Origin of the sequence: Sphingorhabdus sp. (assembly GCF_041737645.1) — a bacterium.
In the GTDB taxonomy this organism is placed as follows: domain Bacteria; phylum Pseudomonadota; class Alphaproteobacteria; order Sphingomonadales; family Sphingomonadaceae; genus Sphingorhabdus_B.
Genome location: NZ_JBGSRI010000003.1, coordinates 1 through 26447, shown reverse-complemented (window position 1 = coordinate 26447; position 26447 = coordinate 1). Strand labels below are relative to the sequence as shown.

The following is a 26447-nucleotide window of genomic DNA, read 5'->3' as shown; positions in this document are numbered from 1 at the left end:
TGCGCGCTGGGGTTGCGGACTTCGATATAGGGGACGGTGTGCGCGCCGCTGAGCGAGCCCAACAATAAAGAATCGCACTGGGTGAAGTTACGCACGCCTTCTGCATTGGGCGCGACGCGGACGAGGCCGCGATAGGTGTTATTGCTGTGTCCGGCGCTGATGCCCTTGGATACGATGGTCGAGCGCGACCCCTTGCCGTTATGAATCATCTTGGTGCCGGTATCGGCCTGCTGGTAATTGTTGGTCACCGCGACCGAGTAAAATTCGCCCACTGAATTCTCGCCGTTGAGGACGCAGCTTGGATATTTCCATGTCACCGCGCTGCCGGTCTCAACTTGGGTCCAGGAAACTTTCGACCGCGCGCCCTGACACAAGGCACGCTTGGTGACGAAATTATAGATACCGCCCTTGCCCTCGGCATCGCCGGGATACCAGTTTTGCACGGTTGAATATTTGATCTCGGCATCATCAAGCGCGACCAGTTCGACCACAGCGGCATGAAGCTGGTTCTCGTCCCGCATCGGTGCAGTGCAACCCTCAAGATAGGAGACATACGAACCCTTGTCGGCCACAATCAATGTACGCTCAAACTGGCCGGTATTTTCCGCGTTGATGCGGAAATAGGTGGAAAGCTCCATCGGGCATCGCACGCCTTCAGGGATATAGACAAACGTTCCGTCGGAAAAGACCGCGCAGTTGAGCGTCGCGAAATAATTGTCGCGCATCGGAACAACCTTGCCGAGCCATTGGCGGACGAGGTCGGGATATTCCTTGATCGCCTCCGAGATGCTGCGGAAAATGACGCCAGCGCGTTCAAGTTCGGCGCGAAAGGTGGTGGCGACTGACACCGAGTCAAACACGGCATCGACCGCAACGCGACGTGCAGGCAGGCCGCCATCGCCGCTTTCGCCCGGATCGCTTTCAACACCGGCGAGCAGCTTCTGTTCCGCAATCGGAATGCCCAGCTTTTCGTATATACGCAGGATCTCGGGATCGACCTCGTCCAGACTGCCTAGCTTTGGCTTGGCTTTAGGCGCAGCGTAATAATAAGCGTCCTGATAATCGATGGGTGGCACGTTGAGCTTGGCCCAGTCGGGCGGCGTCATCGTCTTCCACATGGCAAACGCCTTCAGCCGCCATTCGAGCATCCATTCCGGCTCGTTCTTCTTGGCCGAAATGAACCGGACGGTATCTTCGTTCAGACCCTTGGGCGCGAAATCGGTTTCGATGTCGGAAGACCAACCATGTTCATAGTCCGCAACCTTGTCGGCGGCGTCCCAAGCAGCTTGATCCTTGATGGCGGTCTCGTCGGTCATGCGGCGCGTCCCATCGCCAGGCTGCTGAGTGAAACATCGGATAGCGCCCCGCGCACCGCATTGTTCACAATAGCCCAATGCGGTTTCATATCGCAATCGGGCGCAATCGTGCAGCTGCAGGTCGACGCATTTATGCAGTTAGTCATGGCAATCGGCCCTTCAACCGCTTCGATAATATCGGCGAGCGTGATAGCTGCTGCAGGACGGGCAAGTTGTATGCCACCACCTGCACCCCGGGCGGAGCGTAAAAGGCGGCCTTTGGTCAAAATGCTCACGAGCTTCTGAACGGTCGGAAGCGCGATTCCGGTTTCGCTTGCGAGTTCGGTCGCTGATGTCCGGAGGCCGCCACAATGGCGCGACGCCGCGCTCATCACCACAACCGCATAATCTGCCATATTTGATAATCGCATGCCACAAGCCTTAATCAGACAATTTTATTCCGATTTGAAGCAGATGGTCCTTTCGCGTGCAAAAATCAACCCGGAAAGGTCTCGATATCGCGGTAATTGTCTTTTGAAAGCCATATTCGAAGGATTTTTGCGCTATCACTATCCAATGCCCCAGGGGTCCGACCGGCAAATTGCCGGATTTCACGTATCATATGGGGTTGGTCATAAAATAGCGACTCGATCTGGGATCTCAATTCGTCGGTGCAGTTTCTATCGACAAGCATACTTGCCGCCCTGACCGCGCGATATTTTCGCATCAATTGCTTAGGGGCCGATCCAAAATATCGGGTGATTAACCGCGCTGCGGTGCTGCGCGACATATCCAGCTTAGGATATAAATTTTCGACGTCGGGGTCGAGGTCACGTGACAGCCAGTTTATGACGACATGGACCATTTCGACATGGGATACTGGAATGCGCCTGACTGCCGACAAGAGCAACGCCGAGACTTTTTCCACCATTTCGGCGACACGCATTGTCCCGTTAGCGTGCCCTGCAATGAAGGATTCCGCCAATCGGTCGATATCGGGCCCGAATAGCTCGGAGGCTGGTACAGCCCGATCTGCATATAGATTGGCTGGCTTTCCAGTCAGCGCAACAAACCCGAGAGGTGAAAGAGCAAAGCCGAGATCATATAGCGGGCCTTCGAATGTGAATTCGGCTGCGGCCTTCCCTGGCCCGAAAAGTGCCGCACCCGAGACGTTTGCAATATCGCCATTTTGAAATTGCAAAGTGCCTTTGCCACTTAGCAAGAATATCAAATGGCCCAAAGACGCCGGCTGCCGGTCGCGGATAATGTGTTCTTCGCACCGGAAAAAATAGATTTGCGTGACGTAAGGGGCAAGCTCGGCGGAAGGAGCAAAATGGGTGACTTCGATCTTGTCTGGTGATGTAAAATCAATTTCGTTGGTGTCATCGCAAGCGCTGTTCTTGGTTGGTGCGGCAAACTGGCTCTCTTGCATTGGTTAAGACCTGACCCTAGAACTATCTCGCCTCGCAGGACTTTATGACTAAGCGAGGAGAGCGCTGGCGGCAAGCGGAACCCTTTAGGAAGCGGCAGCTTTCTTTTGGCGTGTCGCCAAATATATTTCCAAAGCTTCCACTTGATCTTGGGTGAAACGAAGCCCCAATTTGGTGCGGCGCCACAATATATCTTCAGCCGTCGTGGCCCATTCCTGTGCCACCAGATAATCGACTTCAGCCGCATATAGGCCATGATCGAAATCCTGTCCCAAATCGGCGATTGACTGGCTTTTGTCCAACCAGATTTTGGCGCGGGTGCCATAACTGCGGACGAGCCGCCGGATAACCGGAGTGTTCAAAAACGGATATTCGGTTGCAAATTCTTCGGCCAGTTTGCTTGCACCTTCCATCGGAAAGTCGCCCCCGGGCAAGGCGCTTTCAAGCGTCCAGCTTGGCCCTGCCAACATCGGCAAATAGGGCGAAAGCTTGCCAATCGCGCTCTCGGCCAGATGGCGGTACGTTGTAATTTTCCCGCCAAAAATTGAAAGCATGGGTGCGTTCCCTTCGTTATCGGTCTCGATATCGAAATGGTAACCGCGTGATGCTGTTTCTGGCTTGCCCGTTCCATCATCGACCAATGGGCGGACACCGGTATAGCTGTATATCACTTCTGCTGGCGTAATTTTTGCCTTGAAATAGGCTGCAGCGGACTCGCAGATATATTCAATTTCTTTTTCAGTTGCGGTGATGTTGTCGAGCGGCCCCTGGTGATCCGCATCGGTGGTACCGATCAGGGTGAAATCATCTTCATAGGGAATTGCGAAAAATATCCGGCCATCCGGATTTTGGCAGAAATAGGCCTGCGCGGTCTCAAACATTTTTGGCACTATAATATGCGACCCACGAACAAGCCTGATCCGTTGATCGGGGTTGCGTTGACGCCCTGTTGTGCGGGTTAGAAGATCAAGCACGGCTGGACCGGCGGCATTGGCGACTGCCTTTGCTGTGACGGCCGATTGACCTGCAACCTCGATATGCCACAGCCCATTCCTGCGTTCCAGATGCTTGACTTCAGCGTGGGTACGAATTTCAGCGCCGTGTTCCGCCGCGTCCATCGCATTCAGAACCACAAGCCGGGCATCATCGACCCAGCAATCGGAATATTCAAAGGCTTTGATAAATTCCGGCTTTAATGGAGCGCCGGCAGGTTCGCGCCGCAGGTCGAGAGTTCGGGTTGCCGGCAATTTTTTGCGACCACCGATATGGTCATACAGAAACAGACCAAGCCGAACCATCCATGCGGGACGAATTCCCTTCTGGTGGGGCAGGACAAAACGTAGCGGCCAGATGATATGAGGGGCAATAGACCACAAACGTTCACGCTCAATCAGCGATTCACGTACCAGTGCGAATTCAAAATGCTCCAGATAGCGCAATCCGCCGTGGATCAGTTTTGTCGACGCCGACGACGTGCCACGCGCCAGGTCACCTTGTTCTAGCAGAATCACTTTTGCACCGCGACCAGCCGCATCGCGCGCGATTCCTGCGCCGTTTACGCCGCCGCCGATTACGGCAAGATCATAAATAGTATCACTCATAAAAATGCCCAAGCAAAGGCCGCCGAGGCGACAAACGCGGTTAATGTGGCCAACATGACCGGCAGCAGTGCTTTCCAGCCTTGACCGAGCAGTAAGTCAAGTCGGGATCGCATTGCCGTTGCGGTGACCGCAAATAACAGCATCGCTTTGGATGCAATCAGCCCGTATTCCGTAACCCAGACGGGCGCACTGACAGCCGAATTTATCGCAACTGTCGCAAAAAATGCGAGAATGAACCAAGGCAATTTCAATTTGACCAAAAGACTTTTAGGCTGGCTACCGATGCTGCCGATGGCAAGACCGATCAAGGCCACCGCAGGTGCCAATAAAGCGACCCGCGACAATTTCACGATGGTTGCAACTTCGCCTGCGCTTTCGGAAAAACTGTATCCCCCGCCCAATGCTTGCGCGACATCATGGACTGCTGCACCCATCAGAAAGCCTGCTTGCCGGTCGGAAAAGTCGAGATAGGCGGCAATCAATGGATAAAAAGACATGGCAATGGCGCTTGCCAGAGCGACACCGACCAAAGTCAGCGTAAACTGGTTTTGGTTTAACCTTTCCCGTCCGATGACGGCATAAATTGCCAGTGCCGCAGATGCGCCGCAAATAGCGGTCGCGCCGCCGGCCAGCCATCCGGCCAACTGGCTTTGGCCGCCAAGGCGCGCACCGAGTAATCCCGAACCAATGACGAGGGCCATGATGCCAATAAGCCCTAAAAATGCGAGCGCGCCCAAACTGCCGATCTGCATCGCTGTCACTTGCGTACCCAGCAACACGATACCCCAACGCAAGCAGGATGTGCCGCAAAAATCGAGGCCCGCATGAACCTTTGGTTCTGACGATACAAAATTCAGGGCGAGGCCAATCAGTAGACCGGCTAAAACCACGGGCATCCCGTAATGTTCGGAAAACCAGGTTGCAGCGGCTGAAGCGATTGCGACAACCACAAATCCGGGGAATAACGCGCTAATCTCAAGTCGTTTGCGGGGCGCCGGATTATCTTCGGCAAGGTAAGTCTCGCCATAGAGGTCAGCGATATAATTCGCGTTTATGTCTTGCCGTGTCATATGGCCTACTATAGGCAAGTGTGCGAGGAGTTCCAGCATAAAGCGGGACTGGCGACAGGCCAAGCGGGGATAATGATGCACAGGGGTGGAACAAAATGAAGCCGATCACGCCAGCGCTGCGTTGGACGTTGTTCGGTCTGCTTTGTGTAGCCGGCATCTTCAACGCGATGGATCGACCGGTCATCGCGATTCTCAAACCCGACATGTCGGCTGATCTGGGATGGAGCGACACCGACTTTGCCAATCTGGCATTTGTAACCCAGGTCGCAGCGGCACTTTCATTCCTGTTCACCGGTTGGCTGGTCGACAAGATCGGCGTGCTGCGTTCGATGGTCTTCGGTGTTACGACCTGGAGCCTTGCCGCGATGGCGCATGGCTGGGCAATCGCCGGCTGGCACGTCGTGGCTGCGCGAATTGGCCTCGGCGCGACTGAGGCGGTGCAGACCCCGCTGACCATTAAGACTGTCGCTACCCTGTTTCCGCCCGACAAACGCTCATTTGCGTTCGGTGTCGGCACTGCGATTGCAGGGCTCGGGACTATCATGATGCCATTTTTCATACCGGTCATTGCGGCAATCTGGGGATGGCGCGGCGCGCTGATTTTTGGCGGGATCGGTGGTTTTATTACTCTGGCGCTTTGGCTGTGGTTCGCGCGCGGCGTAAAGTTCGACGATAAGGCGGAAGACGGACAGCGCGATTTCTCTGACGATGGTGCGGCTTATGGGCCGATCCTGATGGAACGGCGAACCTGGGCAATCGTGATAGCAAAAGCCCTCTCGGATGCAACATGGTGGCTGATCAACTTCTGGCTGCCTGACTTTTATCGCAAGGAGTTCGGACTCACCACGAGCGAGCTCGCCGTGCCTCTCGCAATTGCTTTCTTCGGGTCAGGCGCGGGCGCACTTTTCGCAGGCTGGTTATCGACGCGCCTTCTCGAAAGCGGATGGAGTGTCAACCGCGTTCGCAAGACGGTTATGTTCGGATCGGCAGCGATCGTCGTGCCGTTGCCGTTCGTGCTTACGCTCGATTCATTCTGGCCGGTGGCGGTAATGATGGGTGTCGTGATGGCCGGACATCAGGGCTTCTCGCTGTCAATCTTCTCGATCATTACCGATGTTGTTCCGCGGGCCAAGGTGGGGCGCGTGACTGCCTTCGGGGCTTTCATGGGCAATATGGGTGGAGCATTGATCCAGCTGGTGACCGGCGCCGTACTGGCGGCCGGGCTTGGCTTTACACCGCTGTTTATCTTCGCTGCCGCCTCGTACCTGCTTGCCCTCGGCTGGCTGCACCTGCTTCTGCCCAACATCCGCCGCGCCGAAGGCAGTCAAGGATTAAGCACCGGATAAGGTTATAATTACAGATTCGGAGCAGCCTCGCTTTGAGGTTCGCCGCTATTCGGCTTTTGCGAGACCCTCGGCGTCTACCATTGCCTGCAATTCACCTGCTTCGTACATTTCCATCATGATGTCGGAGCCACCAAGAAATTCGCCTTTGACGTAAAGTTGGGGGATGGTTGGCCAATCGCTATAATCTTTAATGCCTGCACGGATTTCCATATCCTGCAAAACATCCACGCTTTCATATGTAACGCCCAAGTGATCGAGTATGGCAATCGCCTTGCTCGAAAATCCGCATTGCGGGAACAACGGGGTGCCTTTCATAAAAAGCACCACATCGTTATTTTTGACGATCCCGTCGATCCGTTCATTCACGCTCATGCTCAATACTCCAAATTCAGGGTGTGGCGGTTGTCAGTTGCAAAGCGTGCAAAACGCCGCCCATGTTGCCGTCCAATGCATCATATACGGCCTTATGTTGCTTCACTCGGGAAAGCCCACGAAATTTCTCACTCACCACGCGCGCAGCATAATGGTTGCCGTCGCCAGCCAGATCGGTGATTTCCACCAACGCATCGGGCAATGCGGCCCGGATCATGCCTTCAATCTCGTGGGCGGCCATCGCCATCAGGCTTGCTCGATAAACTGGCGACGCGCTTCGACCATCTTGTCTTCCAGCGCGGTGCGAATCATCGCGTCATCGACCTCTGCTCCGGCGGAGGTAAGGTCACCCAGCAGCTTGCGAACAACATCTTCGTCACCAGCCTCTTCAAAATCGGCTTGCACAACCGATGTCGCATAAGATGTGGTTTCTTCAGGCGTCAGGCCCATTTTTTCCGCCGCCCATTGCCCGAGCAGCTTGTTCCGGCGTGCGGTTATCTTGAACTGCAAATCGGCATCATGGGCAAATTTGTTTTCGAAAGCGTTTTCGCGATTGTCAAAGGTCGTCATATTGCGGTTCCCTCAGGTGCATGTGTCAAAGATAATGTCTCTCTCTTGGATCGACAAGGTAACTTCTATCAAATCTGGACAACAAGCTTTCCAACTGCGGCCCGATCACCAAGACGGGCGATCGCTTGCCCCGCATTTTCAAGGCTGAAAGTTTCCGATATGCGTGGCTTGATCTTGCTGGCTGCGTATAGATCGAACAGTTCGGCGACGTTGGCGTGGTTTTTTTGCGGCGTGCGCGCGGCGAAGGCCCCCCAGAATACGCCGCAGATATCGCAGCTTTTCAGCAAGGTGAGATTGAGCGGAAGCTTCGCGATGCCAGCGGGGAAACCAACAACCAGAAATTTTCCTTCCCACGCGATGGAACGCACCGCTGGTTCGCTGTAATCGCCGCCGACCGTGTCATACACGATGTTGAAACCATCCTTGCCCGCCGCTGCCTTGAACATTTCCGCCACGGCTTTGGATTTATCCTTGTCAAAGGGTTGATGGGGATAGACAACAACATCGTCCGCCCCTGCCTCACGGGCGATGGCTGCTTTATCTTCGCTCGACACCCCGGCGATTACCCGGCCACCATAAGCCTTGGCCAATTCGATGGCTGAAATGCCAATCCCGCCGGCGCCGCCAAGTACGAGGACATTGTCGCCTGCCTTCATAGACCCGCGGTCTTTCAGCGCGTGGATAGAAGTGCCATAGGTCATCAACAATGATGCGCCATCTTCGAAAGACATGGCTTCGGGCATTTTGAAGCAATTGAAAGCAGCCACCGCGACCTTTTCAGTAAGGCCACCATTACCGCACAGACCGATAACCCGATCACCAACAGAAAATCCGGTCACGCCTTCGCCAATCGCTTCAACCACGCCGGAAATTTCACCGCCCGGGGCAAAGGGTCTGGCGGGCTTGAACTGGTAAAGATCTACGATCATCAGGGTATCAGGATAATTCATCGAACACGCCTTTACAGCAACCACGACGGTACCTGCCGCAGCCGTCGGTTCGGGCAGTTCACCCATCACCAAAGTGTCGGGCCCGCCGGTTGCCATGGATAATAATGCGCGCATATGTCTCTCTCTTCCCAAATTTTCCGTAGCGCAATCGATTCAGGCCATTTCTGGAGCCAGCCAGGGCCTGTCTGTTGCCAATTTGCGTTCATATGCCAAAATGGCATCGCTGCTTTTCAATGTTAATCCGATCTCATCGACTCCGTTCAGCAGACAATGTTTGCGAAAGGGGTCAATTTCAAATTCAAACCGGTCCTGAAACGGCGTGGTTACAGTCTGCGATTCCAGATCGACATGAATCGGATCCGTTTTGGCCACTTCCAACAGCCGGTCAATCGCGGGCTGCGGCAAGACAATAGCCAGCAACCCGTTTTTGAAGGCATTGCCTGAAAATATGTCTGAAAAACTCGGCCCGATAACGGCCTGTATGCCAAGATCGGCCATTGCCCATGCCGCATGCTCGCGACTTGATCCGCACCCGAAATTATCGCCTGCAATCAATATGGACGCGCCAGCATACTCGGGATCGTCAAAAACATTGCCTTCCACCGCGCGTAAAGATTCGAAAGCGCCTTTCCCAAGGCCGGTTCGGCTAATGGTTTTAAGCCAGACCGCAGGAATGATGATGTCGGTATCAACATTTTTCAAACCTAACGGATATGCGCGACCTTCGACGTGAGAAACGGGCTGCATCGCAGGTCAGTCTGTATCTGTTTTTGGCTGGGCTTCATTCGTCACGTCCAGCTCGGGTTCGGGTGAAAGTGGCTCAAGTTTGCCCTTTTTCTGAGTCAGGTTGCGCCGACCTGCATATAACAAAGCCGCAACCAAAGCCGCGGAACCTACTGCAGCGCCAACTTTGGCGCCCGTCGACCATTTATCGTCTTCGGCTGTTTTCTTTTTATCGGTCATATATCTATCCCTTATAATGCAGCCTTAGCTTTGGCGATTGGGACAAGTAAAGGGGCTTTGGTCTATTTGTTGAATCGGGCATATATCCGTCGCCAAATTGAAGGCCGTTGCCGTAATGGCAAGCTCTGCCCTGTCGTGTCGAGCAGGAATTTCGCGAGCAACAATGCCTGATTGTATGTCATCAGGAAATGATGGCTGTCGATCCGCTTCTGATCGAGCGCCTCTTGCGAAACGGTAGTTTGAATACGCAAATCTATAGATGCCCCATGGTCGTGATGAGTCCAGCCAACAACAACACCGGGCGGTTCCGATGGCGTATCATTTATCTTACCGCTGTTGGCACCTTGCTTTGCCATCTGCTCTCCCCGAGAGCATGTTACATTCCGCAGCCTGCCCAATGAGTCAATATGCGGTGCAAGTTTGTACCGTAAAGGGACTTAGTCGAGCAAGGTTCGCACATCGGTCAATCGCCCGGTCACCGCCGCCGCCGCCGCCATCGCTGGCGATACAAGGTGGGTTCGCGCACCTGGACCTTGTCGGCCCACGAAATTGCGGTTGCTTGTCGATGCACAGCGTTCGCCCGGCGGAACTTTGTCGGGATTCATACCGAGACACGCCGAACAGCCCGGTTCACGCCATTCTAAACCGGCGTCGGTAAAAATCCGGTCCAGCCCTTCTTCTTCGGCTTGCCTTTTCACCAGGCCGGATCCCGGAACAACGATCGCCCATTTGACTGCGCCGGCCTTTTTGCGGCCTTTCAAAACGGCAGCGGCTGCACGCAGGTCCTCAATACGGCTGTTGGTGCAACTGCCGATGAAGATATTCTGAACTTCGATTTCCGTGAGCTTCGTTCCGGCCGACAGACCCATATAGTCCAACGACTTTTGCGCGGCGATCTGCTTGGAGGGGTCCGCAAAGCTGGCGGGGTCGGGAACGGATCCCGTAATCGGCAAAACATCTTCGGGTGAGGTGCCCCATGTTACGCTAGGCGCGATTTCGGCTGCGTCGATAACGACGACCTTGTCGTAAACAGCGCCTGCATCGGTGGCGAGGCTGCGCCAATAGGCAACCGCCGCGTCCCATTGTGCACCCTTGGGGGCCATGGGACGGCCTTTCAGATAGGCAAATGTAACATCGTCAGGTGCAACCAGACCGGCGCGTGCGCCATGTTCGATCGCCATATTCGAAACAGTCAGCCGCCCTTCTATGCTGAGCGTGCGGATAACCGATCCGGTATATTCGATAACATAGCCCGTTCCGCCCGACGCGCCGAGGACGCCGGTGATATGCAGCACGACATCCTTTGCAGTGACACAAGGGCCAAGTTCACCTTCGACACGGACTTCCATCGACTTGGACTGTTTGAGCTGGAGCGTCTGTGTCGCGAGGACATGTTCGACCTCCGACGTGCCGATGCCAAATGCCAGTGCGCCAAGCCCGCCATGGCTGGCGGTGTGGCTATCGCCGCAGACAATCGTCGTTCCGGGCAATGAAAACCCCTGTTCGGGGCCGACGACATGAACAATGCCCTGTTCCAGATCGGTATCGGTAATATAACGAATACCGAAGGCGGGTGCATTGCGTTCCAGCGCATCAAGCTGCGCCGCGCTTTCTGGGTCGGCGATGGGAATGCGGTTACCCGCGTCATCGCGCCGCGCGGTCGTCGGCAAATTATGGTCAGGCACCGCCAAAGTCAGATCCGGGCGCCGCACATTGCGGCCGGCGACGCGCAGACCTTCGAAAGCTTGCGGACTGGTGACTTCATGGACTAGATGGCGATCGATGAAAATCAGGCAGGTGCCGTCATCCCGCTGTTCGACAACATGGGCGGTCCAGATTTTTTCATATAGGGTTTGGGGCGCTGGCATAATGAATGTTGCCATAGAAGCGATTGCAGCGAAATCAAGTGAGGTGACGTGATGTGCACTTCAATCTCCATCAAAAAGGGGCTAGACGTTCCCGAATGAGTATCCTGATCATCATTCTGATTGTCTTTGCTACCGTCTTCGCGATGGAATGGGTGGCGTGGGCGAGTCATAAATACATCATGCACGGCTGGGGCTGGGGGTGGCATCGCGACCATCATGAGCCGCATGATAATGCGCTGGAAAAAAACGATTTATATGGCATCGTCGGTGCCGTTATGAGTATTTCGATGTTCGCGATCGGCAGCCCACTGGTATTGGGCGAAAGTGCATGGGAACCGGGAACCTGGGTTGGTCTGGGGATCATGTTCTATGGCGTCATCTATACGGTCATCCACGATGGACTCGTGCATCAGCGCTATTTCAAATATGTTCCGCGCAGCGGCTATGCCAAGCGGCTGGTGCAGGCGCACAAGCTGCATCATGCGACAATCGGCAAAGAAGGTGGCGTCAGTTTCGGCTTTGTCTTCGCCCGCGAGCCGGCCAAGCTGAAAGCGGAACTGAAGGTCCAGCGTGAAGCGGGTACCGCGGTCGTGCGCGACGCTGCGCTCTAGCTCTTAGACTTCAGGCTTCCGCCAAATCCATGTCAGGGAAATGGCTGCGACGCCAACAGGCAGCAGCGACCATGGCAGCGGCAGGGTCGCAAGGCTTATAGCAATGCTGATAGCAAAGGCCGTTGCCGCAGACCATTTGGCGCGCCGTGACACAACGCCTTTTTCTCGCCAAGCGACAAGATGATGCCCAAAATGTGGATGGTTCATCAAGCGTGCCTCAAGCGCCGGGCTGCTGCGCGCGAAACAAAAGGCGGCCAATATCATAAACGGCACCGTGGGTAACAAGGGCAAGACTGTGCCCAAGGTTCCGAGTGCTACCGAGGTAAAACCGGCCGCCAGATAAAGCCGCCTTTTGATCAATATTGGTGCACCGCCTTGGTGACATAATAGCTGTCGAGACCCTCGGGTCCGCCTTCGCTTCCGAAACCGGATTCCTTCACGCCGCCAAAGGGCGCATCAGGCATGGAGATGACAAAGCTGTTTAAGCCGACCATCCCGGTATCCAGTGCGTCGGCGACCAGATTGGCTTGACGGGCATTTTCGGTAAACGCGTAAGCAGCGAGACCGAAGGGCAGGCGGTTGGCTTGTTCAATCGCTTCGTCGAAATCCTTGAAAGGCCGGATCAAAGCAACGGGACCAAATGGCTCGTCCGTCATGATGTTGGCGCTTAAGGGAACGTCCGCGAGCACCGTTGGCTGATAAAAATAGCCACCATCTCCGCGTTCGCCGCCTGCGAGCAATCTCGCCCCCTTGTCGGTGGCATCACGCACCAGCTTTTCAATGGCGGGTGGGCGGCGGTCGTTGGCCAGCGGGCCCATGATGGTGCTGGCGTCGAGGCCGTTGCCCATTTGCACTTTCTTCGTCGCTTCGGCAAAGCCCGCGACGAAACGGTCGTAAATGCCTTCCTGCACATAAAATCGTGTCGGCGAAATGCAGACCTGTCCCGCATTGCGGAATTTCTGCGTCGACGACAGCTTGATGGCTTTTTCCAGATCGCAATCGTCAAACACCAGAACAGGGGCATGTCCGCCCAGCTCCATCGTTGTGCGCTTCACGCCGTCTGCTGCCAGCTTCAAAAGATGTTTGCCGACAGGTACCGATCCTGTGAAGCTGACCTTGCGAATGACCGGTGAGGCAATCAGGTGACGGCTGACCATATCGGGAACGCCGTAAACCAGCTGGGCTACGTTGCCGGGAACGCCGCCGTCGATGACGCACTGCATGATGGCGCTCGTGCAGAACGGCGTTTCTTCGGGTGGCTTGGCAATGATCGAGCATCCGGCTGCGAGCGCGGCGGCCATTTTCTTGCACATGAGATTGACCGGAAAGTTCCAGGGTGAAAAAGCGGCCACAGGCCCAACAGGCTGCTTCAGAACAAGTGAGCGCTGCCCTGTGGGACGCACCAGCACCCGGCCATAGCTGCGCTTGGCTTCTTCGGCGAAATAGTCGAATTGCGACGCACAAGACAGCACTTCGGTCCGGGCCTCGGCCAATGGCTTGCCCTGCTCGGTGGTGAGCAGCACCGCAATATCTTCGGCGCGTTCGCGGATCAGGCCAGCGACCTTGTGCAAAATGGTCGCGCGCTCGTTTACGTCGACGGTGCGCCAATGGGCAAATCCTTTGGCGGTTGCGTCCAGCGCTTCGTCCAGATCGGTTGCGGTCGCGAGCGGTAATTCCGCAATGACGGCACCCGTGGCCGGATTGACAACATTGTGGACGTCACGACCTTCGCCGCGCCGCCAACTGCCGTTGATGTAGATACCGAGTTCGCTTGTGCTGTTCATTTGGAAATCCCGCAAATTTTTCTATGCGGGGCATGTAGGCTTCAGGGCGCGCTATGGGAACCCCGTGCGAGGGAAATTTTCATCAACCAAAACGTCGGCAGTCCGGCAAGTAGCAGGGCAAGGCCCCATCCCAGCGCCTCCCATCCTGCGCCGTAAATGGTCCACAGCGAATAGAGCATGGCAAAAATGATGATCGCGGTGAAACCCTTGGTCGTCGGTATTTGCCCGCGCATCATGAGGCGTGCGGCAGCGGCGGCACAGCCGAAATACATGACCAGAACGATGGCCGTTGTGAGGATGATCAGAAATTCGAACATCGCCGACAGCGACCGGCTGCTGTTCATCAGGATCACGATGGTCAGAAGGCACGTCGTGAAAAGATGGGCGTTGCGCGGTGTGCCATTGGGCGCGGCCTTGCCCAAAAAGGCCGGGAACATGCCATCGCGCGCCATCGCGGCCGGTAATTCCCCCTGGCACATGACCCAGCCGTTCAGGGCACCGAGTGCGCTGATTGCGCCGAAGGCGGCAATCGCCGTACCCGCGTTCGTGCCGGCAAAGGTTTCAACAAACAGGGCAAAGGGCGCTGGCGATGCCGCCGTCAATGCGGCGGGTAGCATCAGGACGACGGCGGAGCAGACCAAAATATAGACAAGCCCCGCTCCTCCGGTGCCGAGCAGCGTGGCCCGTCCGATGGTGCGCTCCGCATTTTCCACCTTGTCCGCCGGAACGGTGGCCGTCTCGAGCCCCAGCATTGCCCAAAGGGTCAGGATTGTGGCAGCGGAAATCGCCGACAAGGACAGGTCCTGTGTCGCAAATGGCCGCACGACAGCCGTACCCTGCTGCGTCAGGACATAAGCGGCGAGCCCGATCACCGCGATGAGCGGTATGATTTTGATGATCGTCCATACCAGCTGAACCTGTCCGGCCAGTTTTGTGCCGCTGATATTGATCAGCGTGAATGCCCAGACGATAGCCACGGTGGTGGCTGCCGAAATGCCCGGCTCACCCAGAACGGGGAAGAGCTGGCTGAGATAGCTGACGGCACCGGTGGCGATGGCCGCGTTGCCGACCCACATCGATATCCAATAGGCCCAAGCGATGGCGAAGCCTGCGCCATCGCCGAAGGCGGCACGGGAATAGGCATAGGGCCCGCCTGCTTTAGGCAGGATTCGGCTTAGTTTTCCAAAGACCGCAGCGACACACAACGCCCCGGCCACGGTGATCAGCCAGCCGATAACAGAATTCCAACCCAGCGGCGCGAGGCTGGCGGGCAGCAGAAACACGCCCGAACCGATCATGCTCCCCATGACAAGGGCGAGGGCCATCCAAAAGCCCATGGGCCGACTGGCCGCCGCTGTGTCGTTATTCATACCCTATCCCCCGATGCGGCTTACCTGCCACGCCGGGGAACGAATGCCAATCTTTGTTATCAATGCGCCAGCAGAACCGGTACGCCGATTTCGGCCAGGAGAAACCGCGTTACGCCGCCAAAGATCGCCTCACGCCAGCGGCCATGGCCGTAGGCACCCATCACCAGATAGTCGGGACGCCAGTCCTTCGCCTCGGCCAACAAGCGTTCCTCGACACTGACGTCACCTTTGGTCGCCACCGCAATTTCCGCGTTTACACTATGTCGTGACAGATAGGCCGCGACGTCGGTAACCGGAAATTCGTCCGGAGTGACTTCGACCTCCACAATCCGCACTATGCCGGCTGCGGCGAGAAAAGGCCGCGCCGCACGCACCGCGTTAGCGGCCTCAAAGCCGCCATCATAGGCGACCATAGCCCGGTCGAACGCGAGACTTTTGCACGTTAGGGGAACGGCGAGTATCGGCGTACGCGAAGCGGTGACGACGTCACTCACCAGCGCACGGCCCCGTCCACTAACATGGGTTGCCGATTCGTCGAGCGACATCACCAGAATGTCCCCCAAGCGGGCAGCATTAACGAGCGCATCGACCGTTGTTCCATCAAAAATCTGCCAGTCCCATGGTAAGCCCTCGACTTTCAGCTTGTCGTCGACATGAGCTTGCATTTTTGCGCGCTCTTTCTCTGCAGCATCAAAAGCTTCGGCGATGAAATGCGCGCCTCCGAACATGTCGAACGCCACATAATCCCGGGGGGGTCGGGGCAAAATGAGAGAGAGATGTCCATTGAATCGACGTGCGAGATCTAGCGCCACCTGTAACCGGCCTTCGAAGCCGGTGTCGCTGCCTGCGTGTACCATGATCGATTTCATTGCCATTACCTTATTTCAACACCGACAAGGGGGTGAGTCGGCTTCACGACACCATCTTAATCCATTTTCCGGGGGTTTCGTTGATCGACGTCAAAATGTGTCAAAAAACTTCCAATATTACATGATCTATGTCAGCGCAGGACCACACGAAAAAACAGGCGCGCAGTCTTCGTAATGGAGGAGAGAGAATATGGCGGATTTTGAACTGGTGGCGGACGGGCTGCGCTTCCCTGAAGGACCCGTCATCTTGCCGGATGGCAGCATTATTTTGGTTGAAATCGCATCGGGTCAAATCACCCGGATCGCCCCCGACGGCAGTAAATCCATCGTCGCCAAAACCGGTGGCGGGCCCAACGGGCTGGCGCTGGGGCCGGATGGGAAGCTGTATTGCTGCAACAATGGGGGTTTTGACTATCTCGATTCAGGCGGCTTTCTTGTACCTAATGGTATCGCGCAAGATTATTCGGGCGGCCGGATAGAGCGGATTGATATCGAAACCGGCGCGGTTGAAACGCTTTATAAGTCCGGCGATCATGGGTGCATCCTGCGAGGTCCCAACGACATTGTCTTCGACGAACATGGCGGATTCTGGTTCACCGACCATGGCAAGGTCGATTATGCGAAGCGCTGCCACGACATTGTCGGTATTTTCTATGCAAAGGCCGACGGCAGCCATCTCGAAGAGGTGATTTTCCCCTCCAACAATCCCAATGGCGTGGGACTCTCGCCCGACGGCAAAATACTTTACGCCGCCGAAACCTATACGTGCCGTCTGATGAAGTTCAACATAACCGCCCCCGGCAAAGTTGCAGCTGATGCAGGACCGGGCGGACCTGGCATTCCTGTCTATCGCCCGGCGGGTTATAAATTTTTTGATAGCCTTGGCATGGAAGCCAATGGCAATATCTGCGTCGCCACCATCGGGGAGTGCGGGATCAGCGTGATTTCACCGGAAGGCGATCTCGTCGAATTTGTGGCTACAGACGACATCTTCACAACAAATATTGCCTTTGGCGGTGCCGACATGCGGGATGCCTATATCTGCCTTTCGGGCAGTGGGCGGCTGGTCAAAACACGCTGGGCAAGGCCGGGATTGAAGTTGAACTATTGAAAAGGAACGGGTCCCATGCCGAGGCACAAGGAAGCCCATTTGATCGACCGCATTGGTTGGCTCCGCGCATCGGTGCTGGGCGCAAATGATGGAATTGTCTCGACAGCCAGCCTGATCGTTGGTGTCGCCGCCGCGCAGGCGAGTCCCGCCAATGTCTTGTTGACCGGCATTGCGGGACTGGTCGCCGGGGCCATGTCTATGGCGGCGGGTGAATATGTGTCCGTCAGTTCGCAGGCCGATACCGAAAATGCCGACCGCGACCGGGAAAAGCTGGAGTTGGAAACGATCCCGGAAAAGGAACGGGAAGAATTGGTCGGCATTTACGAAGCGCGGGGTCTTGATCGCGCTCTGGCCGAACAGGTTGCCGATAAGCTGACGAAACATGACGCACTTACTACCCATTTGCGCGATGAACTGGGCATGGCCACGCACACAGCCGCCCGTCCGGTGCAAGCCGCCCTGGCGTCAGCCGGGGCCTTTGCGGTCGGTGCCTCGCTCCCCCTCGCCATGGTGCCCTTATCCCCAGCCTCCTTCCTCAGTTGGTCGGTTTCCATTGCGGCTTTGCTGTTTTTAGCGCTGTTGGGCGCGATTGGCGCGAAAGCAGGCGGTGCGCCTATTGGCAAAGCGGTTTTGCGCGTAACGTTCTGGGGTGCCTTTGCCATGGCGGCCACAGCCGCTATCGGGTCGCTCTTTGGCACCAGCCTGGCGTAAGAGGGTCTATGGCATATAATACGGTTATTTTCGATTTCGGCGGGGTGATCACCTCGTCGCCCTTTGAAGCGTTCAACCGGATGGAAGTTGAGCGTGGCCTGCCCAGCGACTTTGTCCGCAAGGTCAATTCGACCAATCCGGACGATAATGCATGGGCCAAGTTCGAGCGGGCGGAAATTGATGCGGCGGCCTTTGATGCTCTTTTCATGCAGGAGGCGCAGGCGTTGGGCCATGCCCTCGACGGGGCATCGGTTATCGCCTGTCTAGCTGGCGATATTCGTTCCGAGATGGTCGACGCGCTCGACCGGTTGAAAGCCGAAGGATTTGGTCTTGGCTGCATCACCAATAATGTACGCGCAGGTCACGGTGCCGGGATGGCGGCGAGTGACGACAAGGCGCGGGCCGTCGAAGCGATTATGGCCCGTTTTGACCATGTGATCGAAAGCTCGAAGGCCGGTGTCCGGAAACCCGACCCCCGCATCTACCAGATGATGTGCGAGGCTCTGGCTGTGAATCCTTCGCGCTGCATTTATCTCGACGACCTCGGGATCAACTGCAAACCCGCCGCTCAACTGGGTATGGCCGCCATCAAGGTGACGAGCGGCGATCAAGCGTTGGACGAACTTGGTGCGCTATTGGCGTTGACCTTTGGTCCGGTTGGCGGCTAGGCGATATAACGTTCCGCCTCTCCCACATTTCTGGAGCATTTCATGGCAAAAAAACTCTTCCCCGACGCGGCTTCGGCGCTCGACGGCCTTTTGAAAAACGACCTCTTGATTGCCAGTGGTGGCTTCGGCCTTTGCGGATTGCCCGAACGGCTGCTCGATGCGGTGCGGGATAGTGGTGTGACGGGCCTGACCTTTGTGTCGAACAATGCCGGTATCGACAATGAAGGCATCGGCAAGCTGCTCCGCACCAGACAGGTCAAGAAAATGATCTCGTCTTATGTGGGGGAAAATAAGGAATTTGAACGGCAATATCTGGCGGGCGAGCTTGAGGTCGAATTCTGCCCGCAAGGTACACTAGCCGAAAGGTTGCGTGCGGGCGGTGCGGGCATCCCGGGATTTTACACCAAAACGGGCGTAGGCACGTTGGTAGCTGAAGGCAAAGAGGTCAAAGAATTCGGCGGCGAGGAATATATCCTTGAGCGCGGAATTTTTGCCGATCTCGCTCTGGTAAAAGCCTGGAAGGCCGATGAAAGCGGCAACCTTGTCTTTCGCAAGACGGCGCGCAACTTCAATTTGCCTGCTGCGACCTGCGGCAAAATCTGCGTCGTGGAGGTCGAGGAAGTGGTCCCTGTAGGGTCGCTTGACCCCGACTGCATCCACCTGCCAGGCGTTTATGTTCAGCGCATGATTGTTGGTTCGCCTTATGACAAGAAGATCGAGTTCCGTACTGTGCGTGAAGAGGAGACGGTCTGATGACGACGCATGATGGCAATGCCAATGGCTGGTCGCGCGATCAAATGGCGGCCCGCGCAGCCAAGGAATTGCGTGACGGATATTATGTCAACCTAGGCATCGGAATTCCTACTCTTGTTGCCAACCATGTTCCTGCGGACATGGAGGTGACGCTGCAATCGGAAAACGGGATGCTCGGCATCGGTCCTTTTCCGATTGCGGGTGAGGAAGATGCGGACCTTGTAAATGCCGGGAAACAGACAATCAGCGAGCTTCCGCAAACTGCCTATTTCGATAGCGCCGCCAGTTTTGCGATGATACGCGGCGGGCATATCGACCTGACCGTTCTGGGCGCGATGGAAGTTGCCGAAAATGGCGATATCGCCAACTGGATGATTCCGGGAAAAATGATCAAGGGCATGGGCGGTGCCATGGATCTGGTCGCTGGCGTCAAGAAGATCATCGTGGTGATGGAGCACAACGCCAAGGACGGCAGCCCGAAATTTATACCCGCCTGCACGCTTCCGCTTACCGGCAGGAATGTTGTCGATATGATTATTACGGACCTCGCCGTATTTCAAAGGCCCGATCATGCCTCTGCGTTCCGGTTGATCGAAATGGCACCGGGTGTGACAGCAGACGAAGTGGCGGCAAAGACAACGGCGAAATATGAGGTGACGGTTTAACCGATTGATGCGGCAGATTGCTAAAGCACTTATTGCGGCCGCTGCCCTGGGCGTGGCGGTTTGGTTCGGGCTTCCAGCCTTCACCGGAGAAAAACCTTCGGCAATCATTGCGGCCATCACGGGAAAGGCTGCCGATGTCATTCCCGACTCTCCTGAAGAATGGAGCGGGGAGATCGACTATGACGAACTGGACCGCCAGCTTGCCGAAATGTCATCGCGACCCGAAATGGCCGGACTTGCCGTGGCGGTCGTTGAAAACGGCGAACTCAGCTTTGTCCGGACTTATGGCGTGGTCGATAAGTCGACGGGCGTAGCAGTTACACCTCTGACCGTCTTTCGGTGGGCTTCGGTTTCCAAAACGGTCACTGGCGCTCTCGCCGCGACCTTGGCTAACGAAGGTGCCGCTGACCTGGATCAGCCGGTTGCAGACTGGCAGACTTCGTTGCGGCTGCCTGAGGGTGCGGAGTCGCAGGTAACGCTTGGGCAACTGCTCTCGCAGCAGACGGGCCTGACCAAAAACGCTTATGACGAAAAGCTTGAAGAAGGCCAAAGCCCCGGCATAATTCGAAGCCGGCTGGTCAACGCTCCGCTGCAGTGCCAGCCCGGAACCTGTCATACGTATCAGAATGTAGCCTTCGACGCCGCGAGCGAGATTTTGTCGCAAGCTGCGGGTCGGTCTTTTCCGGATGTGGCAAGCGAACGTCTTTTTCTGCCGCTGGGCATGACGAGCGCGACCTATGGCATGGAAGGGCTGACCGGGTCAAAAGAGTGGGCACGACCACATGATGTTCGCCAGGTCCGAACGTTGCGCGAGACGTATTGGCGTGTCCCTGCGGCGGCAGGGGTCAACAGTAACATCGTCGATTTTGCCCGATGGATGCAGGCGACAATGGGGGAGCGTGAGGATGTTCTGCCGACCGCTATTCTGAGTCTGGCACAAGCACCACGGGTCGCTACGCAAAATTTATACGGTGGCGAGCTGCGCCAGGCGAATAGCGAGGCGAAATACGGCTTGGGCTGGCGTAGTTTTGTTTATGCGGGCCACCACTTGGTAGGCCATTCCGGCGCCGTTGATGGCTTTCGCGCTTCGATGATTTTCGAACCGGAAGCCCGGACCGGGGTCGTGGTGATGTGGAACAGCAACTGGGGAAGGCCCTTTCGCATTCCGTTCGCGGTTATTGATAGTTACTATAAGCGCGTGGATTCGCGCTGGCTCGATCTTGGCGATGTACCCCTGCCAGCACAGGACCCGAACCTAATAGAGTGAAAAGGTAAGTCTGTATGTCCTACACCCTCATTACCGCGAACCGGAACTATTCGAGCTGGAGCCTCCGACCGTGGGCGTTGATGACGATGCTGGGTATTCCATTCAAGGACCGGCTGGAACCTTTTGCCTCGGTAAGCAATCATGACGCATTTCGGACGTTTTCCCCCACAGGTCAGGTGCCGGTGCTGCTTCACGGGGAGCGGACGATTTATGATTCATTGGGGATCACATTATATCTTGCCGACCGGCATGACGGGGTCTGGCCCGAGGAAGAGGCTGCACGGGCTTGGGCAATGTGCGCGGTGAGCGAAATGCATGGCGGTTTTTCGGCGCTGCGCAATGATTGCACGATGAATGTCGGCGTGCGCGTTCAACCCAAGCCAATGTCCGATGCTCTCCACCGCGACGTTCAGCGAATCGCTGAATTATGGACGCAAGGACTGGACAGTTTCGGAGGACCATTTTTAGCAGGTGAGAAATTTTCGGCTGCGGATGCGTTTTTCGCGCCCGTCGCATTTCGTGTTCGCACTTATGGACTTGATGTCGGCCGGGCTGGTCAGGAATGGGTCAATCACATGCTGACGTTGCCGCCGATGCTTGGATGGGAAAAGGATGCGCTGACCGAAACATGGCGTGAAGTGGGGCATGAAGAAGAATTGCGCGCCTGTGGTGAGTTGATAGCGGATTATCGCCAGACATGAAAAAGGCCGCCAAACTGGCGACCTCTTTCAGTAAAATTGGTCAGGTCAGACCTTGTCGCCAAACGCGCCTTTGACCTTACCTTTCAGGTTCTGGCCTTCGCCTTTACGTTCCTGTGCGATGCCTTCGCCTTCCAGCTGGGGATCATTGGTCGCCCGGCCAGCGGCCTGTTTGATGTTTCCGGCAACCTCGTTGCCGAGGCCTTTTGCTTTGTCTTTCAGTTCGCCCATGACGTGATCCTTTCTGCGCGATCCGGCCTTGCGGAAGTGCAGACCGATACAAGGACTTAATCGTCGAACGGGTTTTTGGTTCCACCGTTTATCCTTAAACGGGTATCATCGCGCGCATGGCCCGGGCAAAAGCTGCACCGCCATCGGCAGCGAAGCGAAGAAAGAGCGATGGTTCGATGAGTTCGAGTTCCATCAGCATGAAGGCGCCATTTTCGCCACGCAGCATGTCGACTCTTGCATAAGCGAGCGTCTGAGTCCTCGAGATGGCAGATGCGGCGGCCAGAGCGGAATCTGCCAAAAGCAGGGCTGGCGGAGGCGCGTCGACACCCTCTTCATAGCCGCCAAACTGATCCTGAACCCGAAAGTCGCCCACCGCTGGCCGTTTGATAATCGCATGGCTGAATTCGCCGGCAAAATAGAACAGCGAATATTCGCCCTCCGCCGCGATGCTGGGCAGATAGGGCTGGATCATCATCCTGCGCCCCGCAACAGAGTCGGGGACTGGATCATGAGGTGCCAGTTTGAATGTGCCATCCGCTCCGCCGGATATTGGGGGTTTGACGACCAATGTGTCGCAACCGAACGCGGCGCGGGCTTGTGCAAGTGCGATGTCGTCAAGGGCTTCGCTCTGCCTTGTGGGTACCGTCGCAATGCCTGCGGCCTCCAGTTCGGCCAGATAAGATTTGTCGCTGTTCCAACGCAGTATTCTGACCGGATTGCACACAGGGATTTCGTCAGCTTCTAACTGGTCGAGCAGGGCGAACCAATGGGGGCAGTCGCGTTGGTAGCCCCATGCCAAAAGCGGCGTGACCAGATCGAAACCTTTGAGATCTGACGCTTCGGTCCAGTCCACAAAGGCGGTGTCTTCGCCGAGAAGCCGGACGTAATCGGCCTTGATGTACGACCAGTCCTCTTCATATTCTGGGATCGGGCACAGGATTGCGAGACAAGGCATCGTCATTCGCCAGCCATTTTCAGTATCTCTTTCCATTCCGCCGGACGAACCGGTGCGACCGAAAGGCGCGATTGACGAATCAGCTCCATCGCTGCCAGCTTTGGGTTTGCCTTGATGGCTTTGAGTGTCACTGGCGCGGCTATCTTGCGAACCGGCTTTACCTTGACGGCGACAAAGCGCGCCTTCTCGTCGGTGGGGTCGATAAAATATTCGTGACTGATGGTGATGATGCCCACAACCTCAAGCCCGATATTGCTGTGATAGAAAAAGGCTTCGTCACCGACCTTCATTGTCCGCAGGTGAATCGCGGCGCTGTAATTGCGGACCCCATCCCAAGTTCCTTCGCCTTCGGTTACCAGATCATCAAAGCTGTAGACGTCGGGTTCCGACTTCATCAGCCAATATTGCTTTGTCATTTCGACGCTCCTGTTTGATCCAAGTCAATTTCGCTGGCCACGCTCTAGGTCAAGGGCTATTTGCATGGATATGAATAAGATGCCTATTATTTCACTGCGTCACGACGACGCGGATGCCCTTGGCCAGCAGCTTGGTGATTCGTTCAAGACCTACGGATTTGCGACTGTTGTCGATCACGGACTGGACCCCGCTCTGGTTGCCAAGGCCTGGGTCCTGACCAAAGAGCTGTTTGAGCTACCGGAATCGGAAAAGATGCGCAGCTATGACAAAGCTCTCGCGGGGCAACGGGGCTATACGCCGTTCAAGACGGAAATTGCCAAGGGCGCGGAATTTCACGACCTTAAAGAATTTTGGCACGTCGGTCGGACCATGGACCCGTCGAGTCCGCTGGCAACATCGATGCTGGCCAATGTCTGGCCACCTGTCCCCGAATTCAAAGAGACGTTCGAAACCCTCTACGCCGAATTGGACAAGGTCGGTGCGCGGATCCTGTCCTCGATTGCCCGCTATCTGGAATTACCGGCGAACTGGTTTGATTCGGCCATTGCGGATGGCAATTCGATTCTGCGTCTGCTGCATTATCCGCCCATCATCAGCGACGCCGAAGGCTGCATCCGTGCCGGCGCGCATGAGGATATCAATCTTATCACCCTGCTTTTGGGCGCGGAAGAGGCGGGTCTGCAAATCCTGCGACCTGATGGTAGCTGGATGGATGTGTCACCCCCTGAAGGTGGCCTTGCCGTCAATGTGGGCGATATGTTGCAACGGTTGACCAACCATATTCTACCCTCGACCACACATCGCGTGGTCAACCCGGTCGGGGAGCGATCACGTTTTAGTCGCTATTCGATGCCCTATTTCCTGCACGCCCGTTCGGACTTTCCGATACGCACACTGCCGCAATGCATCAGCACGGATAATCCGAATCGTTATCCCGAACCGATACTGGCGGACGATTATTTGAAAGAGCGGTTGATCGAGATCGGTCTTCTTAAAGCGTGACGGGTTCCGGCGGTTTCCGCTTAACTAGAAGATTGACGACCTCCATGAAGGTCGCCCTCGCCCCGAACCAGAGCATGGCAGTGTAAGCGAGGCCTCCGGTAGCCGCCAGAACGGCGAGATGGAAGAACGCCGGCACCTCGGGCCACATCGGCATGAGTATCATTGTGTCGACGGCCCATACAAAAGCAGCCATCACGCCTGCTGCCGTCAGTCCCGGCAGAACCGCGGTCACCAGCCCACTGACGTCGAAACCGATATGCGGCCTTGCCTGATAGATTGTGAAAGCGAGCAGAATCGGAAAAGCGACCAGCCATCCCCAGGCTAGCCCGTCCGCGCCATATTGAACGGCAAACAGATAGACGCTCGGCATCAGAATCGCGCCGAATATGGAATTGCGGACAACAACGCTCGGCAACCCAAGGGCATTGAGGGCGGGAGCAAACAGAATATGCAGGGTCATCACAGGCATTGCCAACGCCAATATGGCAACAAGCGGCGCAGCCTCGGTCCATTTGGGCCCCATGACCACATCGACCAGCGGTTGCGCCGTGACCGCCATGCCGAGATAGAGCGGACAGGAGATGAGCATGATCAGGCGCACTGCTTTCAGAAAGCCCGCTGATAAAGCGGCGCGATCGTTCTGAAGCCGCGCATAAGCGGGAAATGCAACCTCGTTTAAGGGCGGTACAAATTTGGCGGCAAATATCTGCGTCAGGAACAGGGCTTCGGCATAAAGACCCAGATGATGATTGTCGAACGCCCGGCCGGCGATGAAAATATCGCACTGACTTTGGATAATCCAGAAGCCGTGAGCTACGAGCATCATCGTCCCAAAACTAAAAATCGACCCTGCGCCTTTGAAATTGAAACTGGGGCGGACCCAAAAACGGGTCGCGATCATCAAAGCAATCGCGCGGGTCCAGAAGATGGCGATCGGCGCAAATACCAGCGTCCAGACGCCATAACCGTTAAATGCCATACCCAGCGCAACAGCTGCGCCGACGAAGGCGGACGTCAAATTGACGATTGCCGGCTTTTTGAAATCCAGATTCCGGGTCAGCATGGCTTCCGGAAGAATCAGAAACGGCGTTGAGAGATATATAAGCGACTGCCATCGAAGCATCTCGCCGACCACAGACTCGCCATAATATGCAGCGGCCAGCGGAGCGACCGCGAAGAACTGGATGGCCGCCAGCCCCGCATTCAACAGAATCAGCATGCCAAATGCCTGACGAATCCGAATCGGTTCCACCGTTTCCGACTGAATCAGTGCGGAAACAAAGCCATAGCCATTCAAGAAATTCAAAAAAACGAGGACCACAGAGGTCATCGCAAACAGCCCATAGTCCCCGGGTTCAAGGATTCGGATGACTGCCAGAGTCGCACCCCAGCTGACCAGCTGCGACAGAATCTGTGTGCCGGAACGCCAGAAAACGGCGGATTTCACGCGCTTACCGAAATCTTCGGCGGTGGCGTTTCCAAGTGGCGACCCGATATCCATAACCGTCGCAATAGAGCCAAATGTTTACCAAAACCTCGCAATTCTCCGGCATTGCAAAATAATTGAAATAAAATTGCAAAAGGATGTTGACGGAATCAGAGGACGCCTTTAGAGGCCCTCTCACCGGACGGGAAGCAAGCGTTTCCGCGGTTCGGTCGCCAACAAATAGGTCACCTACTCCCCTGGTAGCAATATCAGGGAACAATAGGTGTCCGCTTTTTTGTCGGTTTGGCTCTTTGACATTGTGATATTTAGATGAAGGGACATGTGGGCGACGGCGCCAGGTCCGGGGGTTTTTAGGCCCCGGGTGCTTGGTTAAAAATTAGTCGTTCCGCACATATGTCCTATACCATGTATAGTAATTTGTGC

At 56.0% G+C, this 26447-nt stretch carries 31 protein-coding genes; 10 read left to right on the top strand and 21 right to left on the bottom strand.

The annotated features are described in order from the left end of the window. From sufB to ACEW72_RS00155, 5 genes are all read right to left on the bottom strand, one after another. The coding region (sufB, locus tag ACEW72_RS00175) for a Fe-S cluster assembly protein SufB (RefSeq protein ID WP_373474352.1) at positions 1-1316 on the bottom strand (1316 nt) is incomplete at its 3' end. After that, a complete protein-coding gene (locus ACEW72_RS00170; protein WP_373474351.1) occupies positions 1313-1726 on the bottom strand; it encodes an SUF system Fe-S cluster assembly regulator in 414 nt (137 codons plus the stop codon). The genes sufB and ACEW72_RS00170, both read right to left, overlap by 4 nt. Before the next feature lie 65 nt (positions 1727-1791). After that, the gene (locus tag ACEW72_RS00165) at positions 1792-2727 is read right to left on the bottom strand and encodes a DUF6597 domain-containing transcriptional factor (RefSeq protein ID WP_373474350.1); all 936 of its coding nucleotides are present in this window, start codon (positions 2725-2727) and stop codon (positions 1792-1794) included. Positions 2728-2811: 84 nt separating this feature from the next. Beyond that, on the bottom strand, positions 2812-4326 hold the full coding sequence (locus tag ACEW72_RS00160) for a glycerol-3-phosphate dehydrogenase (RefSeq protein ID WP_373474349.1): 1515 nt from the start codon (positions 4324-4326) through the stop codon (positions 2812-2814). Continuing rightward, a complete protein-coding gene (locus tag ACEW72_RS00155; protein WP_373474348.1) occupies positions 4323-5396 on the bottom strand; it encodes a YeiH family protein in 1074 nt (357 codons plus the stop codon). The genes ACEW72_RS00160 and ACEW72_RS00155 overlap by 4 nt, the downstream gene beginning before the upstream one ends. Positions 5397-5491: 95 nt before the next feature. On the opposite strand from ACEW72_RS00155, the gene ACEW72_RS00150 reads away from it, so the two are divergent. Continuing rightward, positions 5492-6742, top strand: coding sequence for an MFS transporter (locus tag ACEW72_RS00150; RefSeq protein WP_373474347.1), 1251 nt, complete (start codon positions 5492-5494; stop codon positions 6740-6742). A gap of 45 nt (positions 6743-6787) precedes the next feature. Here the strand turns inward: ACEW72_RS00150 and grxD are convergent, their stop codons facing one another. From grxD to leuC, 8 genes are all read right to left on the bottom strand, one after another. After that, a complete protein-coding gene (gene grxD / locus ACEW72_RS00145) occupies positions 6788-7114 on the bottom strand; it encodes a Grx4 family monothiol glutaredoxin (RefSeq protein ID WP_373474346.1) in 327 nt (108 codons plus the stop codon). A 16-nt stretch (positions 7115-7130) separates the two neighbouring features. Next, positions 7131-7361: a BolA/IbaG family iron-sulfur metabolism protein gene (locus ACEW72_RS00140; protein ID WP_373474345.1), complete on the bottom strand. Its 231-nt coding sequence runs from the start codon at positions 7359-7361 to the stop codon at positions 7131-7133. Then, positions 7361-7684 (bottom strand): DUF1476 domain-containing protein, encoded by a 324-nt coding sequence (locus ACEW72_RS00135; protein ID WP_373474344.1) that lies wholly within the window; start codon positions 7682-7684, stop codon positions 7361-7363. The genes ACEW72_RS00140 and ACEW72_RS00135 overlap by 1 nt, the downstream gene beginning before the upstream one ends. Before the next feature lie 68 nt (positions 7685-7752). Further along, positions 7753-8748: an NADPH:quinone oxidoreductase family protein gene (locus ACEW72_RS00130; RefSeq protein WP_373474343.1), complete on the bottom strand. Its 996-nt coding sequence runs from the start codon at positions 8746-8748 to the stop codon at positions 7753-7755. A 39-nt stretch (positions 8749-8787) separates the two neighbouring features. Next, positions 8788-9381 (bottom strand): 3-isopropylmalate dehydratase small subunit, encoded by a 594-nt coding sequence (gene leuD / locus ACEW72_RS00125; RefSeq protein ID WP_373474342.1) that lies wholly within the window; start codon positions 9379-9381, stop codon positions 8788-8790. Between the two features lie 6 nt (positions 9382-9387). Beyond that, on the bottom strand, positions 9388-9597 hold the full coding sequence (locus tag ACEW72_RS00120; protein WP_373474341.1) for a hypothetical protein: 210 nt from the start codon (positions 9595-9597) through the stop codon (positions 9388-9390). A gap of 62 nt (positions 9598-9659) precedes the next feature. After that, positions 9660-9953: a hypothetical protein gene (locus tag ACEW72_RS00115; RefSeq protein ID WP_373474340.1), complete on the bottom strand. Its 294-nt coding sequence runs from the start codon at positions 9951-9953 to the stop codon at positions 9660-9662. 81 nt (positions 9954-10034) lie between these two features. Continuing rightward, entirely contained in the window at positions 10035-11465 is a 1431-nt protein-coding gene (gene leuC, locus ACEW72_RS00110) for a 3-isopropylmalate dehydratase large subunit (RefSeq protein ID WP_373474354.1), read from the bottom strand. Positions 11466-11560: 95 nt separating this feature from the next. Here leuC and ACEW72_RS00105 point away from each other — a divergent pair, with 95 nt between their 5' ends. After that, positions 11561-12076 (top strand): sterol desaturase family protein, encoded by a 516-nt coding sequence (locus ACEW72_RS00105; protein WP_373474339.1) that lies wholly within the window; start codon positions 11561-11563, stop codon positions 12074-12076. Positions 12077-12079: 3 nt separating this feature from the next. Here ACEW72_RS00105 and ACEW72_RS00100 read toward each other — a convergent pair whose 3' ends face one another. Genes ACEW72_RS00100 through ACEW72_RS00085 form a run of 4 tightly spaced genes read right to left on the bottom strand, consistent with a single transcriptional unit; the run spans position 12080 to position 16105 of the window. Further along, positions 12080-12433 carry a YbaN family protein gene (locus ACEW72_RS00100; protein WP_373474353.1) on the bottom strand — a complete coding sequence of 118 codons (354 nt, stop codon included), beginning with the start codon at positions 12431-12433 and terminating at the stop codon, positions 12080-12082. Further along, entirely contained in the window at positions 12433-13860 is a 1428-nt protein-coding gene (locus tag ACEW72_RS00095; protein WP_373474338.1) for an NAD-dependent succinate-semialdehyde dehydrogenase, read from the bottom strand. The genes ACEW72_RS00100 and ACEW72_RS00095 overlap by 1 nt, the downstream gene beginning before the upstream one ends. Positions 13861-13901: 41 nt before the next feature. Then, positions 13902-15230, bottom strand: coding sequence for an amino acid permease (locus ACEW72_RS00090; protein ID WP_373474337.1), 1329 nt, complete (start codon positions 15228-15230; stop codon positions 13902-13904). A 59-nt stretch (positions 15231-15289) separates the two neighbouring features. Further along, on the bottom strand, positions 15290-16105 hold the full coding sequence (locus tag ACEW72_RS00085; protein ID WP_373474336.1) for a universal stress protein: 816 nt from the start codon (positions 16103-16105) through the stop codon (positions 15290-15292). A gap of 184 nt (positions 16106-16289) precedes the next feature. Between ACEW72_RS00085 and ACEW72_RS00080 the strand changes: the two genes are divergently transcribed. From ACEW72_RS00080 to ACEW72_RS00050, 7 genes are read left to right on the top strand one after another with little or no spacing between them, the layout of a single operon-like run. After that, positions 16290-17210 carry an SMP-30/gluconolactonase/LRE family protein gene (locus ACEW72_RS00080; protein ID WP_373474335.1) on the top strand — a complete coding sequence of 307 codons (921 nt, stop codon included), beginning with the start codon at positions 16290-16292 and terminating at the stop codon, positions 17208-17210. Positions 17211-17225: 15 nt separating this feature from the next. Then, a complete protein-coding gene (locus ACEW72_RS00075; protein ID WP_373474334.1) occupies positions 17226-17921 on the top strand; it encodes a VIT family protein in 696 nt (231 codons plus the stop codon). 8 nt (positions 17922-17929) lie between these two features. Continuing rightward, on the top strand, positions 17930-18589 hold the full coding sequence (locus ACEW72_RS00070; protein WP_373474333.1) for an HAD-IA family hydrolase: 660 nt from the start codon (positions 17930-17932) through the stop codon (positions 18587-18589). Positions 18590-18631: 42 nt separating this feature from the next. After that, positions 18632-19342, top strand: coding sequence for a CoA transferase subunit A (locus ACEW72_RS00065; protein ID WP_373474332.1), 711 nt, complete (start codon positions 18632-18634; stop codon positions 19340-19342). After that, positions 19342-20007 carry a CoA transferase subunit B gene (locus tag ACEW72_RS00060; RefSeq protein ID WP_373474331.1) on the top strand — a complete coding sequence of 222 codons (666 nt, stop codon included), beginning with the start codon at positions 19342-19344 and terminating at the stop codon, positions 20005-20007. Before ACEW72_RS00065 ends, ACEW72_RS00060 begins: the two co-directional genes overlap by 1 nt. 7 nt (positions 20008-20014) lie before the next feature. Continuing rightward, positions 20015-21274 carry a serine hydrolase domain-containing protein gene (locus tag ACEW72_RS00055; RefSeq protein ID WP_373474330.1) on the top strand — a complete coding sequence of 420 codons (1260 nt, stop codon included), beginning with the start codon at positions 20015-20017 and terminating at the stop codon, positions 21272-21274. 14 nt (positions 21275-21288) lie between these two features. Next, a complete protein-coding gene (locus ACEW72_RS00050) occupies positions 21289-21975 on the top strand; it encodes a glutathione S-transferase family protein (protein ID WP_373474329.1) in 687 nt (228 codons plus the stop codon). 45 nt (positions 21976-22020) lie between these two features. On the opposite strand, the gene ACEW72_RS00045 is transcribed toward ACEW72_RS00050, so the two are convergent. The 3 genes from ACEW72_RS00045 to ACEW72_RS00035 all read right to left on the bottom strand — a co-directional run bounded on the left by ACEW72_RS00045 (position 22021) and on the right by ACEW72_RS00035 (position 23574). Further along, the gene (locus ACEW72_RS00045) at positions 22021-22203 is read right to left on the bottom strand and encodes a CsbD family protein (protein ID WP_373474328.1); all 183 of its coding nucleotides are present in this window, start codon (positions 22201-22203) and stop codon (positions 22021-22023) included. 94 nt (positions 22204-22297) lie between these two features. Next, positions 22298-23164: a RimK family alpha-L-glutamate ligase gene (locus ACEW72_RS00040; protein ID WP_373474327.1), complete on the bottom strand. Its 867-nt coding sequence runs from the start codon at positions 23162-23164 to the stop codon at positions 22298-22300. Then, complete coding sequence (locus ACEW72_RS00035) at positions 23161-23574, bottom strand: EVE domain-containing protein (RefSeq protein ID WP_373474326.1); 414 nt, start codon at positions 23572-23574, stop codon at positions 23161-23163. The genes ACEW72_RS00040 and ACEW72_RS00035 overlap by 4 nt, the downstream gene beginning before the upstream one ends. Before the next feature lie 64 nt (positions 23575-23638). Here ACEW72_RS00035 and ACEW72_RS00030 point away from each other — a divergent pair, with 64 nt between their 5' ends. Then, positions 23639-24577 (top strand): isopenicillin N synthase family dioxygenase, encoded by a 939-nt coding sequence (locus ACEW72_RS00030; RefSeq protein WP_373474325.1) that lies wholly within the window; start codon positions 23639-23641, stop codon positions 24575-24577. On the opposite strand, the gene ACEW72_RS00025 is transcribed toward ACEW72_RS00030, so the two are convergent. Beyond that, complete coding sequence (locus ACEW72_RS00025; RefSeq protein WP_373474324.1) at positions 24567-26078, bottom strand: lipopolysaccharide biosynthesis protein; 1512 nt, start codon at positions 26076-26078, stop codon at positions 24567-24569. The genes ACEW72_RS00030 and ACEW72_RS00025 overlap by 11 nt on opposite strands. Positions 26079-26447 lie beyond the last annotated feature (369 nt).